Below are 14,720 nucleotides of genomic sequence, written 5' to 3' on the forward strand. Positions count from 1 at the left end.
GGAGACCAGGCATGAAGGCCGTCGGATACCAAAAATCGCTGCCGATCGAGGCGGCGGACTCGCTCGTCGATTTCGAGATCGCCAAGGCCGAGCCGAAGGGGCGCGACATCAGAGTCGCGGTGAAGGCCATCTCGGCCAACCCGGTCGACTACAAGGTGCGCAAGCGCGCGGCGCCGACCGACGGCGGCTACAAGATCCTCGGCTTTGACGCAGCCGGCGTGGTCGACGCGGTCGGGCCCGACGTCTCCCTCTTCAAGCCCGGCGACGAGGTGTTTTACGCGGGCTCGATCCTGCGCCAGGGCACCAATTCGGAATTTCATCTGGTCGACGAGCGTATTGTCGGCAACAAGCCGGCATCGCTGTCCTTCGCGCAGGCGGCCGCCCTGCCGCTGACCTCGATCACCGCATGGGAGCTGTTGTTCGACCGGCTCGGCGCCGTGCCGGGCAAGAGCCTCGATCCGCGCACGCTGCTGATCACCGGTGGCGCCGGCGGCGTCGGCTCGATCCTGATCCAGCTTGCACGCCGCCTCACCGGACTCACCGTGGTCGCAACCGCGACGCGGCCTGAGTCGCAGAAATGGTGCCTCGATCTCGGTGCGCACGCGGTGATCGATCACTCGCAGCCGATGAAGGAGCAGATCGAGAAGCTGAAGCTGCCGCCGGTCGGCCTCGTCGCCAGCCTCACCTTCACCGACCAGCACTACAAGTCGATCGCCGACTTCATCGCGCCGCAGGGCAAGTTCGGCCTGATCGACGATCCCGCGGAATTCAACGTCGCCGCATTCAAGGGCAAGGCGGTCTCGGTGCACTGGGAATCGATGTTCACGCGCTCGTCGTTCCAGACACCTGATATGATCGCGCAGCATCATCTGCTCAACGATGTCGCCGACCTCCTTGACAAGGGCGTGCTGCGCACCACACTCGATCAAACCTTCGGCACCATCAACGCCGCCAACCTCAAGCGCGCCCACGCGCTGCTGGAAAGCGGCAAGTCGCGCGGCAAGATCGTGCTGGAAGGCTGGTAGTAGGATCGGGACAAATGGGTAGGGTGGTGGGTTAGGCGAAGCCGTAACCCACCGCCTCTCCAAGGGCGGCGGGTTACGCTGACGCTAACCCGCCCTACCCGACTTCCCCACAGGCCGCCGCGTCGCTTTTGCCAAAGCCGCGAGATCGCCTGTATAGTTTGCGCAACGATCACCCCGTCCTCAATCCTGCCGACGCGAGACGCGGCTGGAGCGGTGGTGACGCCCACGGGGATGGGAGGAAGCCGATGAATTTGCTCACGGCCGATCCGTCGCGGATCGATCCGGAGTGGATGACGCGGGCGCTGCGCGAAGCCGGTGTGATCGACCAGGTCAGAGTCACTGATCTCGCCTGCAAGCCAGTCGGTAATGGCCTTGTCGGCGACTCCTATCGATTTCGTCTGAACTATGACGGTGACGCGCCGAACGCGCCCTTAAGCGTCATCGGCAAATTCCCGGCCGCAGATCCCGACAGCCGGCGCTCCGGTTCCGCGCACATGCTTTATGTCCGCGAAGTCGCGTTCTATCGCGAGCTGGCGGCGACCGTCGCCATTCACACCCCGCGGCCGATCCTCGCCGAAATCGATCCGGCGACCGACGACTTCACGCTGATTCTCGAAGATCTGGCGCCCGCACGTCAGGGCGACCAACTCGCCGGATGCTCGATCGCGGACTGCCGGATCGCGATGGCCGAGGCCGCCGCCCTGCATGCGCCGCGATGGAACGATCCGACGCTGGACGCGGTGCATTGCTTCGTGGTGGCAGCAAGCAGGCGCAAGGATTTTCGCGCGACGCTGCCCGCCATCATCGGTCACTACAAGGAGCGATATCGTGGCGTGATCGAGCCGGAATTCCTTGATCTGATCGACCGGCTTCCGGACGCGGTCCCGCGCTACCAGTCCGAGCAATCGACGCCGCGAACCCTGCAACACGCGGACTTCAGGCTCGACAACATCCTGTTTGACGTCCGCGGCAATACCCGACCGATGGCGACGCTGGATTGGCAGACGCTGACGGTTGGCCCTGGAATCGTCGACGTCGCCTATTTCCTGTCAGCCGGCATCGAACCGTCCGAGCGGCAGCTTCATGAAGCCGATCTGGTGCGATTCTATCATTCGGAACTGATCCGTCGCGGCGTGCGGGACTATGGCTGGGATCAGTGCTGGCGGGATTACCGGCGCTACACCCTGCATGGCATCATGATGGGCGTCGTCTCCGCACTGAGCGTGCAGCGTTCCGAGCGCGGCGACGCACTGTTCCTGAAGATGACCCGCGGCGCCTGCGCGCAAGCGCTGGATCACGACAGTTTTGCATACTGGCAGGACTAGGGAATACCGAAAGGGATCCGCGTGCTCAACAAACTCGACGACTTCCCGATCCACCAGACGCCGGAACCGATCGCGGTTCCCATCACCAGCGACCGCAATGTCTATGACCGGACCTGGTTCAACGGCTACACCGCCGACGGCGCGTATTATTTCGGCATCGGCATCGCGATCTATCCGCACCGCAAGATCCTCGATTGCGCGTTCAGCGTCGTCGAGCGCGGCGGACGGCAGCACTGCTTCTACGGTTCGCGGCGGGCGCCGATCGAGCGCACCGAGATGCAGGTTGGTCCTTTCAGACTCGAGGTGCTCGAACCGATGCTGCGCACCCGGGTCGTGCTCGACGACAATGCGACGGGGCTGGCGTGTGACCTGACCTTTTCCGCGCGCACCGCTGCGATCCAGGAAGCGCGCCAGACGCTTTGGTCGGGCGACCGCCGTGCCATGGACTCGACCCGGTTCGACCAGTTCGGCCGCTGGCACGGCGTCATCAGCCACCCCGATGGCGAGATCAAGGTCGACGATCGCTCATGCTACGGCACCAAGGATCGCTCCTGGGGCGTTCGCAATGTCGGTGAGCGCGATGTCGGAGGCGCGCCGATGCCGCCGCCGAGCGTGTTCTTCCTGTGGGCGCCGCTGGTCTGGGACGACCACATCTCGCACGCCATCTTCTTCGACGGGACGCGCGGCGAGGCGCTGGTCCGCGAGGGTATCATCGCCCCGCTCTACCGGAGCGAGGTCGAGATCCCCGGCGTCGTCGACGGGCTCGATCGCCGCATGGCGACCGCGCGGCACCGCGTGACCTACGTGCCGAACACACGGCTGGCGCGCTCGGCCGAAATCGACCTGGTCGACGTCGACGGCCACACCAGCACGATCGCGCTCGATCCGATCCTCAAATTCCAGATGAAGGGCCTCGGCTACGGTCATCCGCAATGGGGCCAGGGCATGTGGAAGGGTGAGCTCGAGATCGGCGGCGAATCGTTCGATCCTTCGACGCTCGATCCGCTGGCGCGCGAGAACGTGCACGCGCAACAGGTGGTACGCGCCCGCCAGGGCGACCGGACGGGAATCGGCGTTCTCGAGCAATTGTGCTTCGGCCCCTATCGCCCCTCAGGCTTCAGCGAGTTCCTCGACGGAGCGAAAGGTTAGCTCGGCGGCACACCCTCGACGAAGATCAGCCGGCGGTCGAGCGCAGTGCGCCGATGCTTGAGCGCCTCGGCATATTCTGCCGACGCGTACCACTCGCGCAGACGCCTCATCGACGGGAATTCGACGACGATGATGTTGTTCGGCGGCGGTTCGCCCTCAACCACTTCGGCGACACCGCCGCGCACCAGATAACGCCCGCCATAGTGCGCGATCGCCTTGGCCGCGATCGTGCGATAAGCCTCGAAGCCGGCGGCATCCTTCACGTCGACTTCGGAAATCACATAGGCTGACATGGGACCACCTCAGGCAATGGTGTTGACGATGCCGCCTTCGGCGCGCAGCGCGGCGCCATTGGTAGCGGAGGCCTGCTTCGAGCAGACATAGACCACGAGATTGGCGATCTCCTCGGTGCTGGCAAAGCGCTGCAGCAACGAAGTCGGCCGGTGCTGCTTGACGAAGTTGGAGGCCGCCTCCTCGACCGACTGCCCGTTCTGCTTCGCCAGATCCTTGACGAAGGTCTCGACGCCCTCGGACAGGGTCGGCCCGGGCAGCACCGAGTTGACGGTGACCGCGGTGCCGCGGGTCAGCTGCGCCAGCCCGCGCGCGATCGCAAGCTGCGCGGTCTTGGTCGTGCCGTAATGGATCATCTCGGTCGGGATGTTGAGGCCGGATTCCGAGGAGATGAAGACGATGCGGCCCCAGTTGCGCTTCAGCATGCCCTGCATGTAGCCGCGCGACAGCCGCACCCCCGACATCACGTTGACCTCGAAGAAGCGGCTCCAGTCCTCGTCGGGAATGTCGAAGAACGCCTTCGGCTCGAAGATGCCGGCATTGTTGACGAGGATGTCGACCTCGGGTAGCGCCGCCAGCAGCGCCTTGCAGCCGGCTGATGTCGAGACGTCGGCGGCAATACCGCGGATCTTGGCGCCCGGCACCGCCTTTGCGATCGCGGCAATGGCCGCGTCGACCTTGGCCTGGCCGCGGCCGTTGATGACGACCTCGGCGCCGGTCCCGGCCAGTCCCTTTGCAATGGCGTTGCCGATGCCCGCGGTCGAGCCGGTCACCAGCGCAGTCTTTCCGGAAAGGTCGATTTTCATCTGTCATCTCCATTGATGTTGAAGGAGATATCGGGCGCGGCATGATGCACCGCAATTGCATCTCACCGACGAATGAGGAAGATTACGCATAGAACGACGTCGTCCTGGCGAAAGCCAGGACCCATTACCCCAGATGCGAATTGTTACGCGATGCTGGGGCCACAGTCTCTCCAACCACAAATGTCGGTGGTTATGGGTTCTGGCTTTCGACAGGACGACAAGAGATAGAACGCAGCCACCAACAAAAAACGGCGCCCGGAGGCGCCGCTTTCAAAACCTTGGCTCGAGACCGGCTTACGCCGCCTCGGCTTCCTTGTCCTGGGTCGGACCGGAGTCCTGGCCCTTGGCATCGACGTCGCGATCGACGAACTCGATCACGGCCATCGCTGCGTTGTCGCCGTAGCGGAAGCCGGCCTTGATGATGCGGGTGTAGCCGCCCTGGCGGTCCTTGTAGCGGGTCGCCAGCGTGTCGAACAGCTTCCTGACCTGGTCGACGTCGCGCAGCTCCGAGATCGCCTGACGGCGCAGGGCCAGCCCGCCCTTCTTGCCGAGGGTGACGAGCTTCTCGACGATCGGCCGCAGCTCCTTGGCCTTCGGCAGCGTGGTGACGATCTGCTCGTGCTTGATCAGCGCGGCCGCCATGTTGGCGAACATCGCACGCCGGTGCTCGGCGGTGCGGTTGAGCTTCCGATGAACCTTGCCGTGACGCATTGACTTCTTCCTTCTTCAATTCTGCCGCGGTGGTTCAGCGACAAGTCTTGCAGGTGGGCATCCTGCGTTCGCCCATTAAAAAATCGTGGCCGGAGGTTTTCCGGCCACGACGGTGAAAACGGATCAGTAGTGATCCTCGAAGCGCTTGGCGAGCTCGTCGATGTTCTCCGGCGGCCAGCCCGGCACTTCCATGCCGAGATGCAGACCCATCTGGGCCAGCACTTCCTTGATCTCGTTCAGCGACTTGCGGCCGAAGTTCGGGGTGCGGAGCATTTCCGCTTCCGACTTCTGCACGAGGTCGCCGATGTAGACGATGTTGTCGTTCTTCAGGCAGTTTGCCGAACGCACCGACAGCTCGAGCTCGTCGACCTTCTTGAGGAACGCCGGGTTGAACGCGAGATCGGGGATGATCTCCTGCGTGACTTCCTTGCGCGGCTCTTCGAAGTTGACGAACACGTTGAGCTGATCCTGCAAGATGCGCGCAGCGTAGGCCACCGCGTCATCCGGCGTGATCGCGCCGTTGGTCTCGATCGTCATGGTCAGCTTGTCGTAGTCGAGGATCTGGCCCTCACGGGTGTTCTCGACCTTGTAGGAGACCTTGCGGACCGGCGAGAACAGGCTGTCGACCGGGATCAGGCCGATCGGGGCATCCTCGGGACGGTTGCGTTCGGCGGCGACATAGCCCTTGCCGGTCGCGACCGTGAATTCCATGCGGATCTCGGCGCCATCGTCCAGCGTGCAGATCTGCAGGTCCGGATTGAGCACCACGACGTCGCCGACGGTCTGGATGTCGCCAGCGGTGACGGCGCCCGGGCCCTGCTTCTTGACGACCATGCGCTTCGGGCCTTCGCCCTGCATCTTGATCGCGATGTCCTTGATGTTGAGCACGATGTCGGTGACGTCTTCACGCACACCGGCGATCGAGGAGAACTCGTGCAGCACGCCGTCGATGTGCACCGACTGCACCGCCGCGCCCTGCAGCGAGGACAGCAGGATGCGGCGCAGCGCGTTGCCGAGCGTCTGGCCGAAGCCACGCTCGAGCGGTTCGGCGACGACGGTGGCGAACCGGCTCGCGTCCGAGCCCGGCGTCACCTGCAGCTTGTTCGGTCGAATGAGTTCTTGCCAATTTTTCTGGATCGTCACTTTTTTCACCCTTTGCCAGTCGCAGGGCCAGTCGAATGGCCGAACCTGGCGTTGGAGATCGCGGAACAGTCCGCGCGGTCAATTCCAAAAACCATCGCGGGGCGGCAGACCGCCGCCCGCGACTTACAGATCAAACGCGCCGACGCTTGCGCGGACGGCAACCATTGTGCGGGATCGTGGTCACGTCGCGGATCGAGGTGACGGTGAAGCCCGCAGCCTGCAGCGCGCGGAGCGCCGACTCACGACCCGAACCCGGGCCGGCCACTTCAACCTCCAGCGTGCGCATGCCGTGTTCCTGCGCCTTCTTGGAGACGTCTTCGGCCGCGACCTGCGCGGCATAGGGGGTCGACTTGCGCGAACCCTTGAAGCCCATCGTGCCGGCCGACGACCAGGCGATGGTGTTGCCCTGCGCGTCGGTGATGGTGATGGTCGTATTGTTGAACGACGAATTTACGTGCGCGATGCCGGAGGCGATGTTCTTGCGTTCGCGGCGGCGTACGCGGGTGGCTTCCTTGCCCATTTCAAACCTTTCCTGTGATCTCAAGCGCCGCCGTAGTGCCAGCGGCTACACCTCAAAAAGCGATTAGCGAATGGCGAGTAGCGAATAGAACTATTCGCCACCCACTATTCGCTATTCGCCTAATTACTTCTTCTTGCCGGCGATCGCCTTGGCCGGCCCCTTGCGCGTGCGCGCATTGGTGTGGGTGCGCTGACCGCGCACCGGCAGACCGCGGCGATGACGCAGGCCGCGATAGCAGCCGAGGTCCATCAGCCGCTTGATGTTGATGCCGACCTCGCGACGGAGGTCGCCCTCGACCAGATAGTCGCGGTCGATGACTTCGCGGATCTGCAGGACCTCCTGGTCGGTCAACTGATTGACGCGACGGTCCACCGGAATCTTGGTCTTCTCCATGATGTCGGCCGCGTTCTTCTGGCCGATGCCATGGATGTACTGAAGCGCGATCAGGACGCGCTTGTTGGTCGGAATGTTGACGCCGGCAATACGGGCCACGGACTTCTCTCCTGTCGCCGATCCATCACGGATACGGGCTGCTCAAGTTCTTGCTCTCTCGGGCTTGTGTCCACAAACGCGAACACGACGCCCTCCCCTCATGTCCTTCGGGGCCCGGCATCGTCATAAAACTATCCAACTTGGATGCGGGGCTTATTAAAGGATTCATGTCGGTTTCGTCAACCGCTCCTAGCGTTTAGCTCGCTTTTTCGTGAGCTTTTTTGTCGCCTTTTTGGCGGCTTTTGCACCCTTCCGGGTACTGGCGGCCTTCTTTGCAGCCTTCTTCGCGGCCTTTTTGGCGCCCTTGTTGGTACCTTTGGCCTTGGCGACCGCCTTTGCGGCCCCCTTGGCGGCCTTCCGGGCCGGCTTGGCGGCCGTTTTGGCCGACTTAGTTGCCTTCTTGGCCGGCTTTTTGGTCGTCTTCTTGGCCGTCTTGGTGGCCTTCGAAGCGCTCTTGGCCGGTTTCTTGGCCGGCTCGTCGGCCTTCGATTCGACGGCGCCGATCGCCGCCAGGATCCGGTTGATGTCGCGGGTGACGTGCTCGATGGTCATCATGCCATCGACCGTCAGGAGCTTCCGCCGCTCGGAATAGTAGTGAATCAGCGGTTCCGTCATCGACCGATACTGCGCCAGGCGCTTGGTCAGCACTTCCGGCGTGTCGTCGAGCCGCACTTCCTCGCCGCGCGCGCGGGTCTCCTCGGCGCGCTTCTCAACGCGCGCGAGCAGCGCGCTTTCGTTGACGCGCAGCTCGACAACGGCGTCGAGCTTGAGATGTCTTTTCCTGAGCAGCTCGTCCAGGGCCTCCGCCTGCGGCACGGTGCGCGGGAAGCCATCCAGGATGAACCCCTTTTTGGCGTCGGGCTCCTCGATCCGGTCGGCGATGATTCCCACCACAACCTCGTCCGGAACCAGACCGCCATTGGCCATGATCTCCTTGGCCTGCAAGCCGACCGGCGTGCCCGCGGCAACGGCGGCGCGCAGCATTTCGCCGGTCGAGAGCTGAACGATGCCGTGCTTGTGCACCAGCCGCTGCGCCTGGGTTCCCTTGCCCGAGCCCGGCGGCCCCAAAAGGATCAATCTCATCTCTGTTTCGCCCCCCGGCTAGGTGGGCGAGGTCCGCACACCAGTGTTTTGAGTTTGAAGCCGCGCCGTGATCAGCGGCGGCGGCCTCCCCTGAGCTTCGACTTCCTGATCAGCCCTTCATACTGGTGAGCGAGCAGATAGCCCTGCACCTGCGACACCGTATCCATCGTCACGCTGACGACGATCAGGAGCGAAGTGCCGCCAAAGTAGAACGGGACCGAGGCGTAGGAAATCAGAATTTCGGGAATCAGGCAGACGATCGCGAGATAGACCGCACCGAGCACCGTGATGCGCGACAGCACGTAGTCGATATATTCGGCGGTGCGCTCGCCGGGCCGGATGCCCGGGATGAAGCCGCCATGCTTCTTCAGATTGTCCGCGGTCTCGGTCGGGTTGAACACGATCGCGGTGTAGAAGAACGCGAAGAACACGATCAGCGCGAGATACATGAACAGGAACAACGGCCGGCCGTGGCTGAGCTGGGTGGTGATCCACTGGAACCACTCCGGGCCCTTGCCGGCGTTGAAGTTCGCAACCGTGGTCGGCAGCAGCAGCAGCGACGAGGCGAAGATGGGCGGAATCACGCCGGAGGTGTTGAGCTTGAGCGGCAGATGCGAGGACTGGCCCTCGAACATCTTGTTGCCGACCTGACGCTTCGGATACTGGATCAGCAGCCGGCGCTGCGCGCGCTCCATGAACACGATGAAGGCGATCACGGCGACTGCCATCACGATGACGATCAGGATCAGGCCGGTCGACATTGCGCCCTGGCGACCGAGTTCCAGCATGTTGGCGAGCGCCGACGGCAGCTCGGCGACAATGCCGGACAGGATGATCAGCGAAATACCGTTGCCGATGCCGCGCGAGGTGATCTGCTCGCCGAGCCACATCAGGAACATGGTGCCGCCAGTCAGCGTGATCGCGGTCGACAGGCGGAAGAACATGCCGGGGTCGCTGACGACATTGCCGGCGCCTTCGAGGCCGATCGCGATACCGTAGGACTGGAACGCGGCCAGGATCACCGTCAAATAGCGGGTGTACTGGTTCAGCGTCTTGCGGCCCGCCTCGCCTTCCTTCTTGAGCGCCTCGAGCTGCGGCGACACGGTGGTCAACAGTTGCACGATGATCGATGCCGAAATGTACGGCATGATGTTCAGCGCGAAGATCGCCATGCGGTGGATGCCGCCGCCGGCGAACATGTTGAACATGCCGAGGATGCCGCCGGACTGGCTGCGGAACACCTGCTCCCAGATGTTGGGATCGATGCCCGGCAGCGGGATGTAGGTGCCCAGCCGATAAACAAGCAGCGCACCCAGGGTGAACCAGATGCGCTTCTTCAGCTCGTCGGCTTTCGCCAGCTGTCCGAAATTGAGGTTGGCGGCAAGTTGTTCGGCTGCTGAGACCATTTTCGGCTTTCTCCCGGAGCCCCCTTCGCCGACGCCCCCCAGAGATCAGTTCTCCCGGGGAGTCGGCAGACACCGGACATTATCTGGTGCTCGGCCTCGATAAGTCCATCATTCGAACTGCGGATTGCCCGCGCCGCGCGCGGGCAATGACGCAGATGTTACGCCGCCTCGCCTTCTTCCTTGGCGGGGGCCAGGATCTTGACCGAGCCGCCGGCCTTCTCGACCGCGGCAATGGCCGACTTGGAGGCGCCGTGCACCTCGATCGTCAGCTTGGTCTTGATCTCGCCGCGACCGAGCAGCCGCAGGCCGTCCTTGGCGCGGCGCAGCACGCCGGCCTTCACCAGCGATTCGACGTTCACCGTGGCGGACGCGTCCACCAGCTTGTTGTCGATCGCTTCCTGCAGACGGTCGAGATTGATCTCGGCGAAGTCGAGCCGGAAGATGTTGTTGAAGCCGCGCTTCGGCAGACGGCGATGCATCGGCATCTGGCCACCTTCGAAACCCTTGATGCGGACGCCCGAACGCGCGGTCTGGCCCTTGCCGCCGCGGCCCGAGGTCTTGCCTTTGCCGGAACCGATGCCACGGCCGACACGCATGCGCTTCTTGCGCGAGCCGGCGTTGTCGGCGATATCGCTGAGCTTCATCGCCCTTCTCCTTATCTCTGCTTACTCGCCGACGACGCGGACGAGATGCTGGACTTTGCTGATCATGCCGCGAACTTCAGGGGTGTCCTGCAGCTCGGCGGTGCGGCCGATCTTGTTGAGCTTGAGGCCGATCAGCGTCGAACGCTGCGAGTGATGGCGGCGGATTGCGCTGCCGGTCTGCTCGACCTTGATCGTCTTGCTGGCCTTGGCCATCGTCTTGAACTCCAGAAAGCGCTGGTCGCGCGGGGTTATTCCGCCACCGCTTCGGCATCGCCGCCGACGCGGCGCGACTGCAGGGTGGAGACCTTGATGTTGCGGCGGGCCGCCACCGAGCGCGGCGAATCCTGATGCTTCAGCGCATCGAAGGTTGCGCGAACCATGTTGTAGGGATTCGACGAGCCGATCGACTTCGCCACCACGTCCTGGATGCCGAGCGTCTCGAACACCGCGCGCATCGGGCCGCCGGCGATGATGCCGGTACCGGCCGGAGCGGCACGCAGGTAGACGCGGCCGGCGCCGTGACGGCCGGCGATGTCGTGATGCAGCGTACGGCCCTCCCGAAGCGCGACGCGCGTCAGATTGCGCTTCGCCGATTCGGTCGCCTTGCGGATCGCCTCCGGCACTTCGCGCGCCTTGCCGTGGCCGAACCCGACCCGGCCCTTCTGATCGCCGATCACGACCAGCGCCGCAAAGCCGAAGCGCTTGCCGCCCTTGACGACCTTCGCCACGCGATTGATGTGGACGAGCTTGTCGACGAACTCGCTGTCGCGCTCTTCGCGATCCCTGCTCCGTTCGCGTCCGCCGCGTTCGCGTTCACCTGCCATGGTGTTTTCCAATCTCTAGGAGGCCCAAGCCTCTTTCCTTGTAATCGTTCGATTCGTTTAGAAGCTCAATCCGCCTTCACGCGCCGCATCCGCGAGCGCCTTGACGCGCCCGTGATAGATGTAGGCGCCGCGATCGAACACGACTTCCTTGACACCCTTCTGCGCCGCGCGCTCGGCGAGCAGCTTGCCGACCGCCTTCGCAGCATCGATGTCGGCGCCGGTCTTGCCGGCCTCGCGCAGATTCTTCTCCAGCGACGAGGCGGACGCGAGCGTCTCGCCCTTCTGGTCGTCGATGACCTGGGCGTAGATGTGCTTGGACGAGCGGAACACCGACAGCCGCGGACGGCCGCCTGCCGAGCGGCGAAGCGCAAGGCGCACGCGCTGCTTGCGCCGGGCATTCGTAACCTTGAGTGACATGACCGGCTCCGTTACTTCTTCTTGCCTTCCTTGCGGAAGATGAACTCGTTGGCGTACTTCACGCCCTTGCCCTTGTAGGGCTCCGGCGGACGGTAGGCGCGGATCTCGGCGGCGACCTGGCCGACGCGCTGAGGATCGTTGCCGGTGATCGTGATCTCGGTCGGCTTCGGCACCGCGATGGTGATGCCTTCCGGGATCGCGTAGACCACGTCGTGGCTGTAGCCGAGCGCGAGCTGCAGGTTCTTGCCCTGCATCGCGGCGCGGTAGCCGACGCCGGTGATCTCGAGTTTCCTCTCGAAGCCCTTGGTGACGCCCTCGACGAGGTTGGCGACCTGCGCGCGCGCGGTCCCGTACATGGCTTGGGCGCGGTTGGTCTTGACGCGCGGAGCGACCTTGACCTGGCCGTTCTCGAACTTCACCTCGACGTCGTCATGCACCACGAACTGAAGCTGGCCCTTCGGCCCCTTCACCTTGACGGTCTGGCCCTCGACGGTCGCCGTCACACCTGACGGGATCGCCACCGGCCTTTTGCCGATACGTGACATCGTAAAATCCTTCCTCAGAACACCGTGAAGAGAACTTCGCCGCCCACGTTGGCGTCGCGCGCCTCGTGGTCAGCCATGATTCCCTTCGGCGTCGACAACACCGAAATGCCGAGACCGTTGTTCACGCGCGGCAGGTTCTTCACCGAGGCGTAAACGCGGCGGCCCGGCTTCGACACCCGCTCGATCTCGCGGATGACGGGCTCGCCGTCGAAATACTTCAGCTCGATCTCGAGCTCGCTGCGGCCCGAGGCATGCTCGACGCTGGCGTAGCCGCGGATGTAACCCTCGGACTTCAGCACTTCGAGCACGTTGGCGCGCATCTTCGAGCCCGGGGTCGAAACCTTGGACTTGGAGCGCATCTGCGCGTTGCGGATGCGGGTGATGAGATCGCTGATCGGATCGTGCGTAGACATGGTTCCGACCCTCCTTACCAGCTCGACTTCACGAGCCCGGGAACCAGGCCCTTGGAGCCGAGTTCACGCAGCGCGATGCGCGAGAGCTTGTTCTTGCGATAGTTCGAGCGCGGACGCCCGGTCAGCTCGCAGCGGTTGCGGATGCGCGTCGGCGACGAGTTGCGCGGCATCTCGGCGAGCTTCAGCGTCGCCGCGAAGCGCTCTTCCATCGGCTTGGTCTTGTCGGCGATGATCGCCTTCAGCTTCTCACGCTGCGGGGCGGCATTCTTCGCCATCCGCTTGCGCCGGTTATTCTTCTCGATCGAACTCTTCTTTGCCATGCTTGGCTCCTGGGTATCCGCGTTTGAGTGGCTTTGGCTCAGCTACTCACTGCCGGAACGGGAAATTGAAAGCGGCCAACAAGGCACGTGCCTCGTCGTCGGTCTTGGCGGTGGTGCACACCGTGATGTCCATGCCACGCGCTTCCGAGACCTTGTCGAAGTCGATCTCGGGGAAAATGATGTGCTCCTTGATGCCGAGCGAATAATTGCCGCGGCCGTCGAAGCTCTTCGGGTTCAGGCCGCGGAAGTCGCGGACGCGGGGCAGCGCCACGTTCACCAGGCGGTCGATGAACTCGTACATATGGGTCTTGCGCAGCGTGACCTTGCAGCCGATCGGCTGGTTCTCGCGCAGCTTGAAGGTCGCGATCGCGATCCGCGAATAGGTCACGATCGCCTTCTGGCCGGCGATCAGGCTCAATTCGGCAGCGGCGGTCTCGGCCTTCTTGCGGTCGTTGACGGAATCGCCGACGCCCATGTTGAGTACGACCTTGTCGAGACGCGGCACCTGCATCACGTTGGCATAGCCGAACTTCTCGGTCATCATGCCGCGGATCTTCTTGTCATACTCCGCGCGCAGGCGCGGCGTGTAAGCTGTATCAGCCATCGATCTCTGCTCCCGAGCTCTTGGCAACACGAACCTTCTTGCCATCGGCCTGAATCTTGAACCCAATGCGGGTCGGCTTGCCGTCCTTGCCGACATACGCCACGTTGGACAGGTGGATCGGCATCTCCTTGGAGATGATGCCGCCTTCCTGGGTCTGGCTCTGCTTCTGGTGACGCTTCACCATGTTGATGCCGCGCACGAGAGCCTTGTTCTCGTCCGGACGCACCTCGAACACCTCGCCGGTGCGACCCTTGTCGCGGCCGGTGAGCACCATGACCTTATCGCCCTTGCGGATCTTGGCAGCCATCACAGCACCTCCGGCGCAAGCGAAATGATCTTCATGTGGTTCTTGGCGCGCAGCTCGCGCGGCACCGGCCCGAAGATACGGGTGCCGACCGGCTCGGACTGATTGTTGATCAGCACGGCGGCGTTGCGGTCGAAACGGATGACCGAACCGTCGGCGCGGCGGATGTCCTTGCGGACCCGGACCACGACGGCCTTCATCACGTCGCCCTTCTTCACCTTGCCACGCGGAATGGCTTCCTTGATCGACACAACGATAACGTCGCCCACGGTGGCATAGCGGCGCTTGGAACCTCCAAGAACCTTGATGCACATGACACGGCGTGCGCCTGAATTATCGGCCACGTCGAGGTTGGTCTGCATCTGAATCATTGATGCACCTCGTCCTCTTTCTGCGCTTTAGCGCGCCCAAAATTTTCCTGAATTCCCTCGGCCAGGCCGAAGTGATCAGGCCGTTTTCTTGTGTTCGCCCCGGACCACGGTCCAGCGCTTCAGCTTCGAGATCGGCTTCGATTCCTCGATCCAGACCATGTCGCCCGGCTTGAACTGGTTGTTCTCGTCGTGCGCGTGGTAGTTCTTGGAACGGCGGATCGTCTTCTTGTAGATCGGGTGGGTGAAGCGGCGATCGACGCGCACCACGATGGTCTTGGCTTGCTTGTCGCTGACGACCACGCCCTGCAGAGTACGTTTCGGCATAGG

General features: G+C 63.5%; 22 protein-coding genes. 3 read left to right on the top strand and 19 right to left on the bottom strand.

Annotated elements, in window-relative coordinates:
- Positions 1–11 precede the first annotated feature (11 nt).
- The 3 genes from HAP48_RS43785 to HAP48_RS43795 all read left to right on the top strand — a co-directional run bounded on the left by HAP48_RS43785 (position 12) and on the right by HAP48_RS43795 (position 3,499).
- On the top strand, positions 12–1,025 hold the full coding sequence (locus HAP48_RS43785) for a zinc-binding alcohol dehydrogenase family protein (RefSeq protein WP_166205904.1): 1,014 nt from the start codon (positions 12–14) through the stop codon (positions 1,023–1,025).
- 245 nt (positions 1,026–1,270) lie between these two features.
- Entirely contained in the window at positions 1,271–2,350 is a 1,080-nt protein-coding gene (locus HAP48_RS43790) for a phosphotransferase family protein (RefSeq protein WP_166205905.1), read from the top strand.
- A 21-nt stretch (positions 2,351–2,371) separates the two neighbouring features.
- On the top strand, positions 2,372–3,499 hold the full coding sequence (locus HAP48_RS43795) for an Rv3169 family protein (RefSeq protein ID WP_166205906.1): 1,128 nt from the start codon (positions 2,372–2,374) through the stop codon (positions 3,497–3,499).
- Here the strand turns inward: HAP48_RS43795 and HAP48_RS43800 are convergent.
- The 19 genes from HAP48_RS43800 to rpsQ form a co-directional block, all read right to left on the bottom strand.
- Positions 3,496–3,792 carry a DUF1330 domain-containing protein gene (locus HAP48_RS43800; RefSeq protein WP_166205907.1) on the bottom strand — a complete coding sequence of 99 codons (297 nt, stop codon included), beginning with the start codon at positions 3,790–3,792 and terminating at the stop codon, positions 3,496–3,498. The genes HAP48_RS43795 and HAP48_RS43800 overlap by 4 nt on opposite strands.
- A 9-nt stretch (positions 3,793–3,801) precedes the next feature.
- On the bottom strand, positions 3,802–4,596 hold the full coding sequence (locus HAP48_RS43805; RefSeq protein WP_166205909.1) for an SDR family NAD(P)-dependent oxidoreductase: 795 nt from the start codon (positions 4,594–4,596) through the stop codon (positions 3,802–3,804).
- 294 nt (positions 4,597–4,890) lie between these two features.
- On the bottom strand, positions 4,891–5,307 hold the full coding sequence (gene rplQ / locus HAP48_RS43810) for a 50S ribosomal protein L17 (RefSeq protein WP_028335465.1): 417 nt from the start codon (positions 5,305–5,307) through the stop codon (positions 4,891–4,893).
- A 123-nt stretch (positions 5,308–5,430) separates the two neighbouring features.
- Entirely contained in the window at positions 5,431–6,450 is a 1,020-nt protein-coding gene (locus HAP48_RS43815) for a DNA-directed RNA polymerase subunit alpha (protein ID WP_029081753.1), read from the bottom strand.
- A gap of 130 nt (positions 6,451–6,580) precedes the next feature.
- The gene (gene rpsK / locus HAP48_RS43820; RefSeq protein WP_006021048.1) at positions 6,581–6,970 is read right to left on the bottom strand and encodes a 30S ribosomal protein S11; all 390 of its coding nucleotides are present in this window, start codon (positions 6,968–6,970) and stop codon (positions 6,581–6,583) included.
- Positions 6,971–7,093: 123 nt separating this feature from the next.
- On the bottom strand, positions 7,094–7,462 hold the full coding sequence (gene rpsM / locus HAP48_RS43825; protein ID WP_029081754.1) for a 30S ribosomal protein S13: 369 nt from the start codon (positions 7,460–7,462) through the stop codon (positions 7,094–7,096).
- 189 nt (positions 7,463–7,651) lie between these two features.
- Positions 7,652–8,545 (bottom strand): adenylate kinase, encoded by an 894-nt coding sequence (locus HAP48_RS43830; protein WP_166205911.1) that lies wholly within the window; start codon positions 8,543–8,545, stop codon positions 7,652–7,654.
- Between the two features lie 71 nt (positions 8,546–8,616).
- On the bottom strand, positions 8,617–9,951 hold the full coding sequence (secY, locus tag HAP48_RS43835) for a preprotein translocase subunit SecY (RefSeq protein ID WP_166205913.1): 1,335 nt from the start codon (positions 9,949–9,951) through the stop codon (positions 8,617–8,619).
- Between the two features lie 158 nt (positions 9,952–10,109).
- Positions 10,110–10,595 (bottom strand): 50S ribosomal protein L15, encoded by a 486-nt coding sequence (rplO, locus tag HAP48_RS43840; RefSeq protein ID WP_028339310.1) that lies wholly within the window; start codon positions 10,593–10,595, stop codon positions 10,110–10,112.
- A 21-nt stretch (positions 10,596–10,616) separates the two neighbouring features.
- Positions 10,617–10,808: a 50S ribosomal protein L30 gene (gene rpmD / locus HAP48_RS43845; protein WP_029081758.1), complete on the bottom strand. Its 192-nt coding sequence runs from the start codon at positions 10,806–10,808 to the stop codon at positions 10,617–10,619.
- A 35-nt stretch (positions 10,809–10,843) separates the two neighbouring features.
- Entirely contained in the window at positions 10,844–11,419 is a 576-nt protein-coding gene (gene rpsE / locus HAP48_RS43850; protein WP_029081759.1) for a 30S ribosomal protein S5, read from the bottom strand.
- A gap of 57 nt (positions 11,420–11,476) precedes the next feature.
- Positions 11,477–11,836, bottom strand: coding sequence for a 50S ribosomal protein L18 (gene rplR / locus HAP48_RS43855; RefSeq protein ID WP_166205915.1), 360 nt, complete (start codon positions 11,834–11,836; stop codon positions 11,477–11,479).
- A gap of 11 nt (positions 11,837–11,847) precedes the next feature.
- Complete coding sequence (gene rplF, locus HAP48_RS43860; protein ID WP_016843759.1) at positions 11,848–12,381, bottom strand: 50S ribosomal protein L6; 534 nt, start codon at positions 12,379–12,381, stop codon at positions 11,848–11,850.
- Between the two features lie 14 nt (positions 12,382–12,395).
- Entirely contained in the window at positions 12,396–12,794 is a 399-nt protein-coding gene (rpsH, locus tag HAP48_RS43865) for a 30S ribosomal protein S8 (RefSeq protein ID WP_029081761.1), read from the bottom strand.
- A 14-nt stretch (positions 12,795–12,808) separates the two neighbouring features.
- Positions 12,809–13,114 (bottom strand): 30S ribosomal protein S14, encoded by a 306-nt coding sequence (gene rpsN, locus HAP48_RS43870; protein WP_029081762.1) that lies wholly within the window; start codon positions 13,112–13,114, stop codon positions 12,809–12,811.
- Between the two features lie 46 nt (positions 13,115–13,160).
- The gene (gene rplE, locus HAP48_RS43875) at positions 13,161–13,718 is read right to left on the bottom strand and encodes a 50S ribosomal protein L5 (protein WP_166205917.1); all 558 of its coding nucleotides are present in this window, start codon (positions 13,716–13,718) and stop codon (positions 13,161–13,163) included.
- Complete coding sequence (gene rplX / locus HAP48_RS43880; RefSeq protein ID WP_029081764.1) at positions 13,711–14,025, bottom strand: 50S ribosomal protein L24; 315 nt, start codon at positions 14,023–14,025, stop codon at positions 13,711–13,713. Before rplX ends, rplE begins: the two co-directional genes overlap by 8 nt.
- Complete coding sequence (gene rplN / locus HAP48_RS43885) at positions 14,025–14,393, bottom strand: 50S ribosomal protein L14 (protein ID WP_011473865.1); 369 nt, start codon at positions 14,391–14,393, stop codon at positions 14,025–14,027. Before rplN ends, rplX begins: the two co-directional genes overlap by 1 nt.
- A gap of 75 nt (positions 14,394–14,468) precedes the next feature.
- Positions 14,469–14,717, bottom strand: a complete 249-nt coding sequence (gene rpsQ / locus HAP48_RS43890) for a 30S ribosomal protein S17 (protein ID WP_016843754.1) — start codon at positions 14,715–14,717, stop codon at positions 14,469–14,471.
- Between the last annotated feature and the right edge of the window lie 3 nt (positions 14,718–14,720).

The sequence above is a fragment of the Bradyrhizobium septentrionale genome (genome assembly GCF_011516645.4).
In the GTDB taxonomy this organism is placed as follows: domain Bacteria; phylum Pseudomonadota; class Alphaproteobacteria; order Rhizobiales; family Xanthobacteraceae; genus Bradyrhizobium; species Bradyrhizobium septentrionale.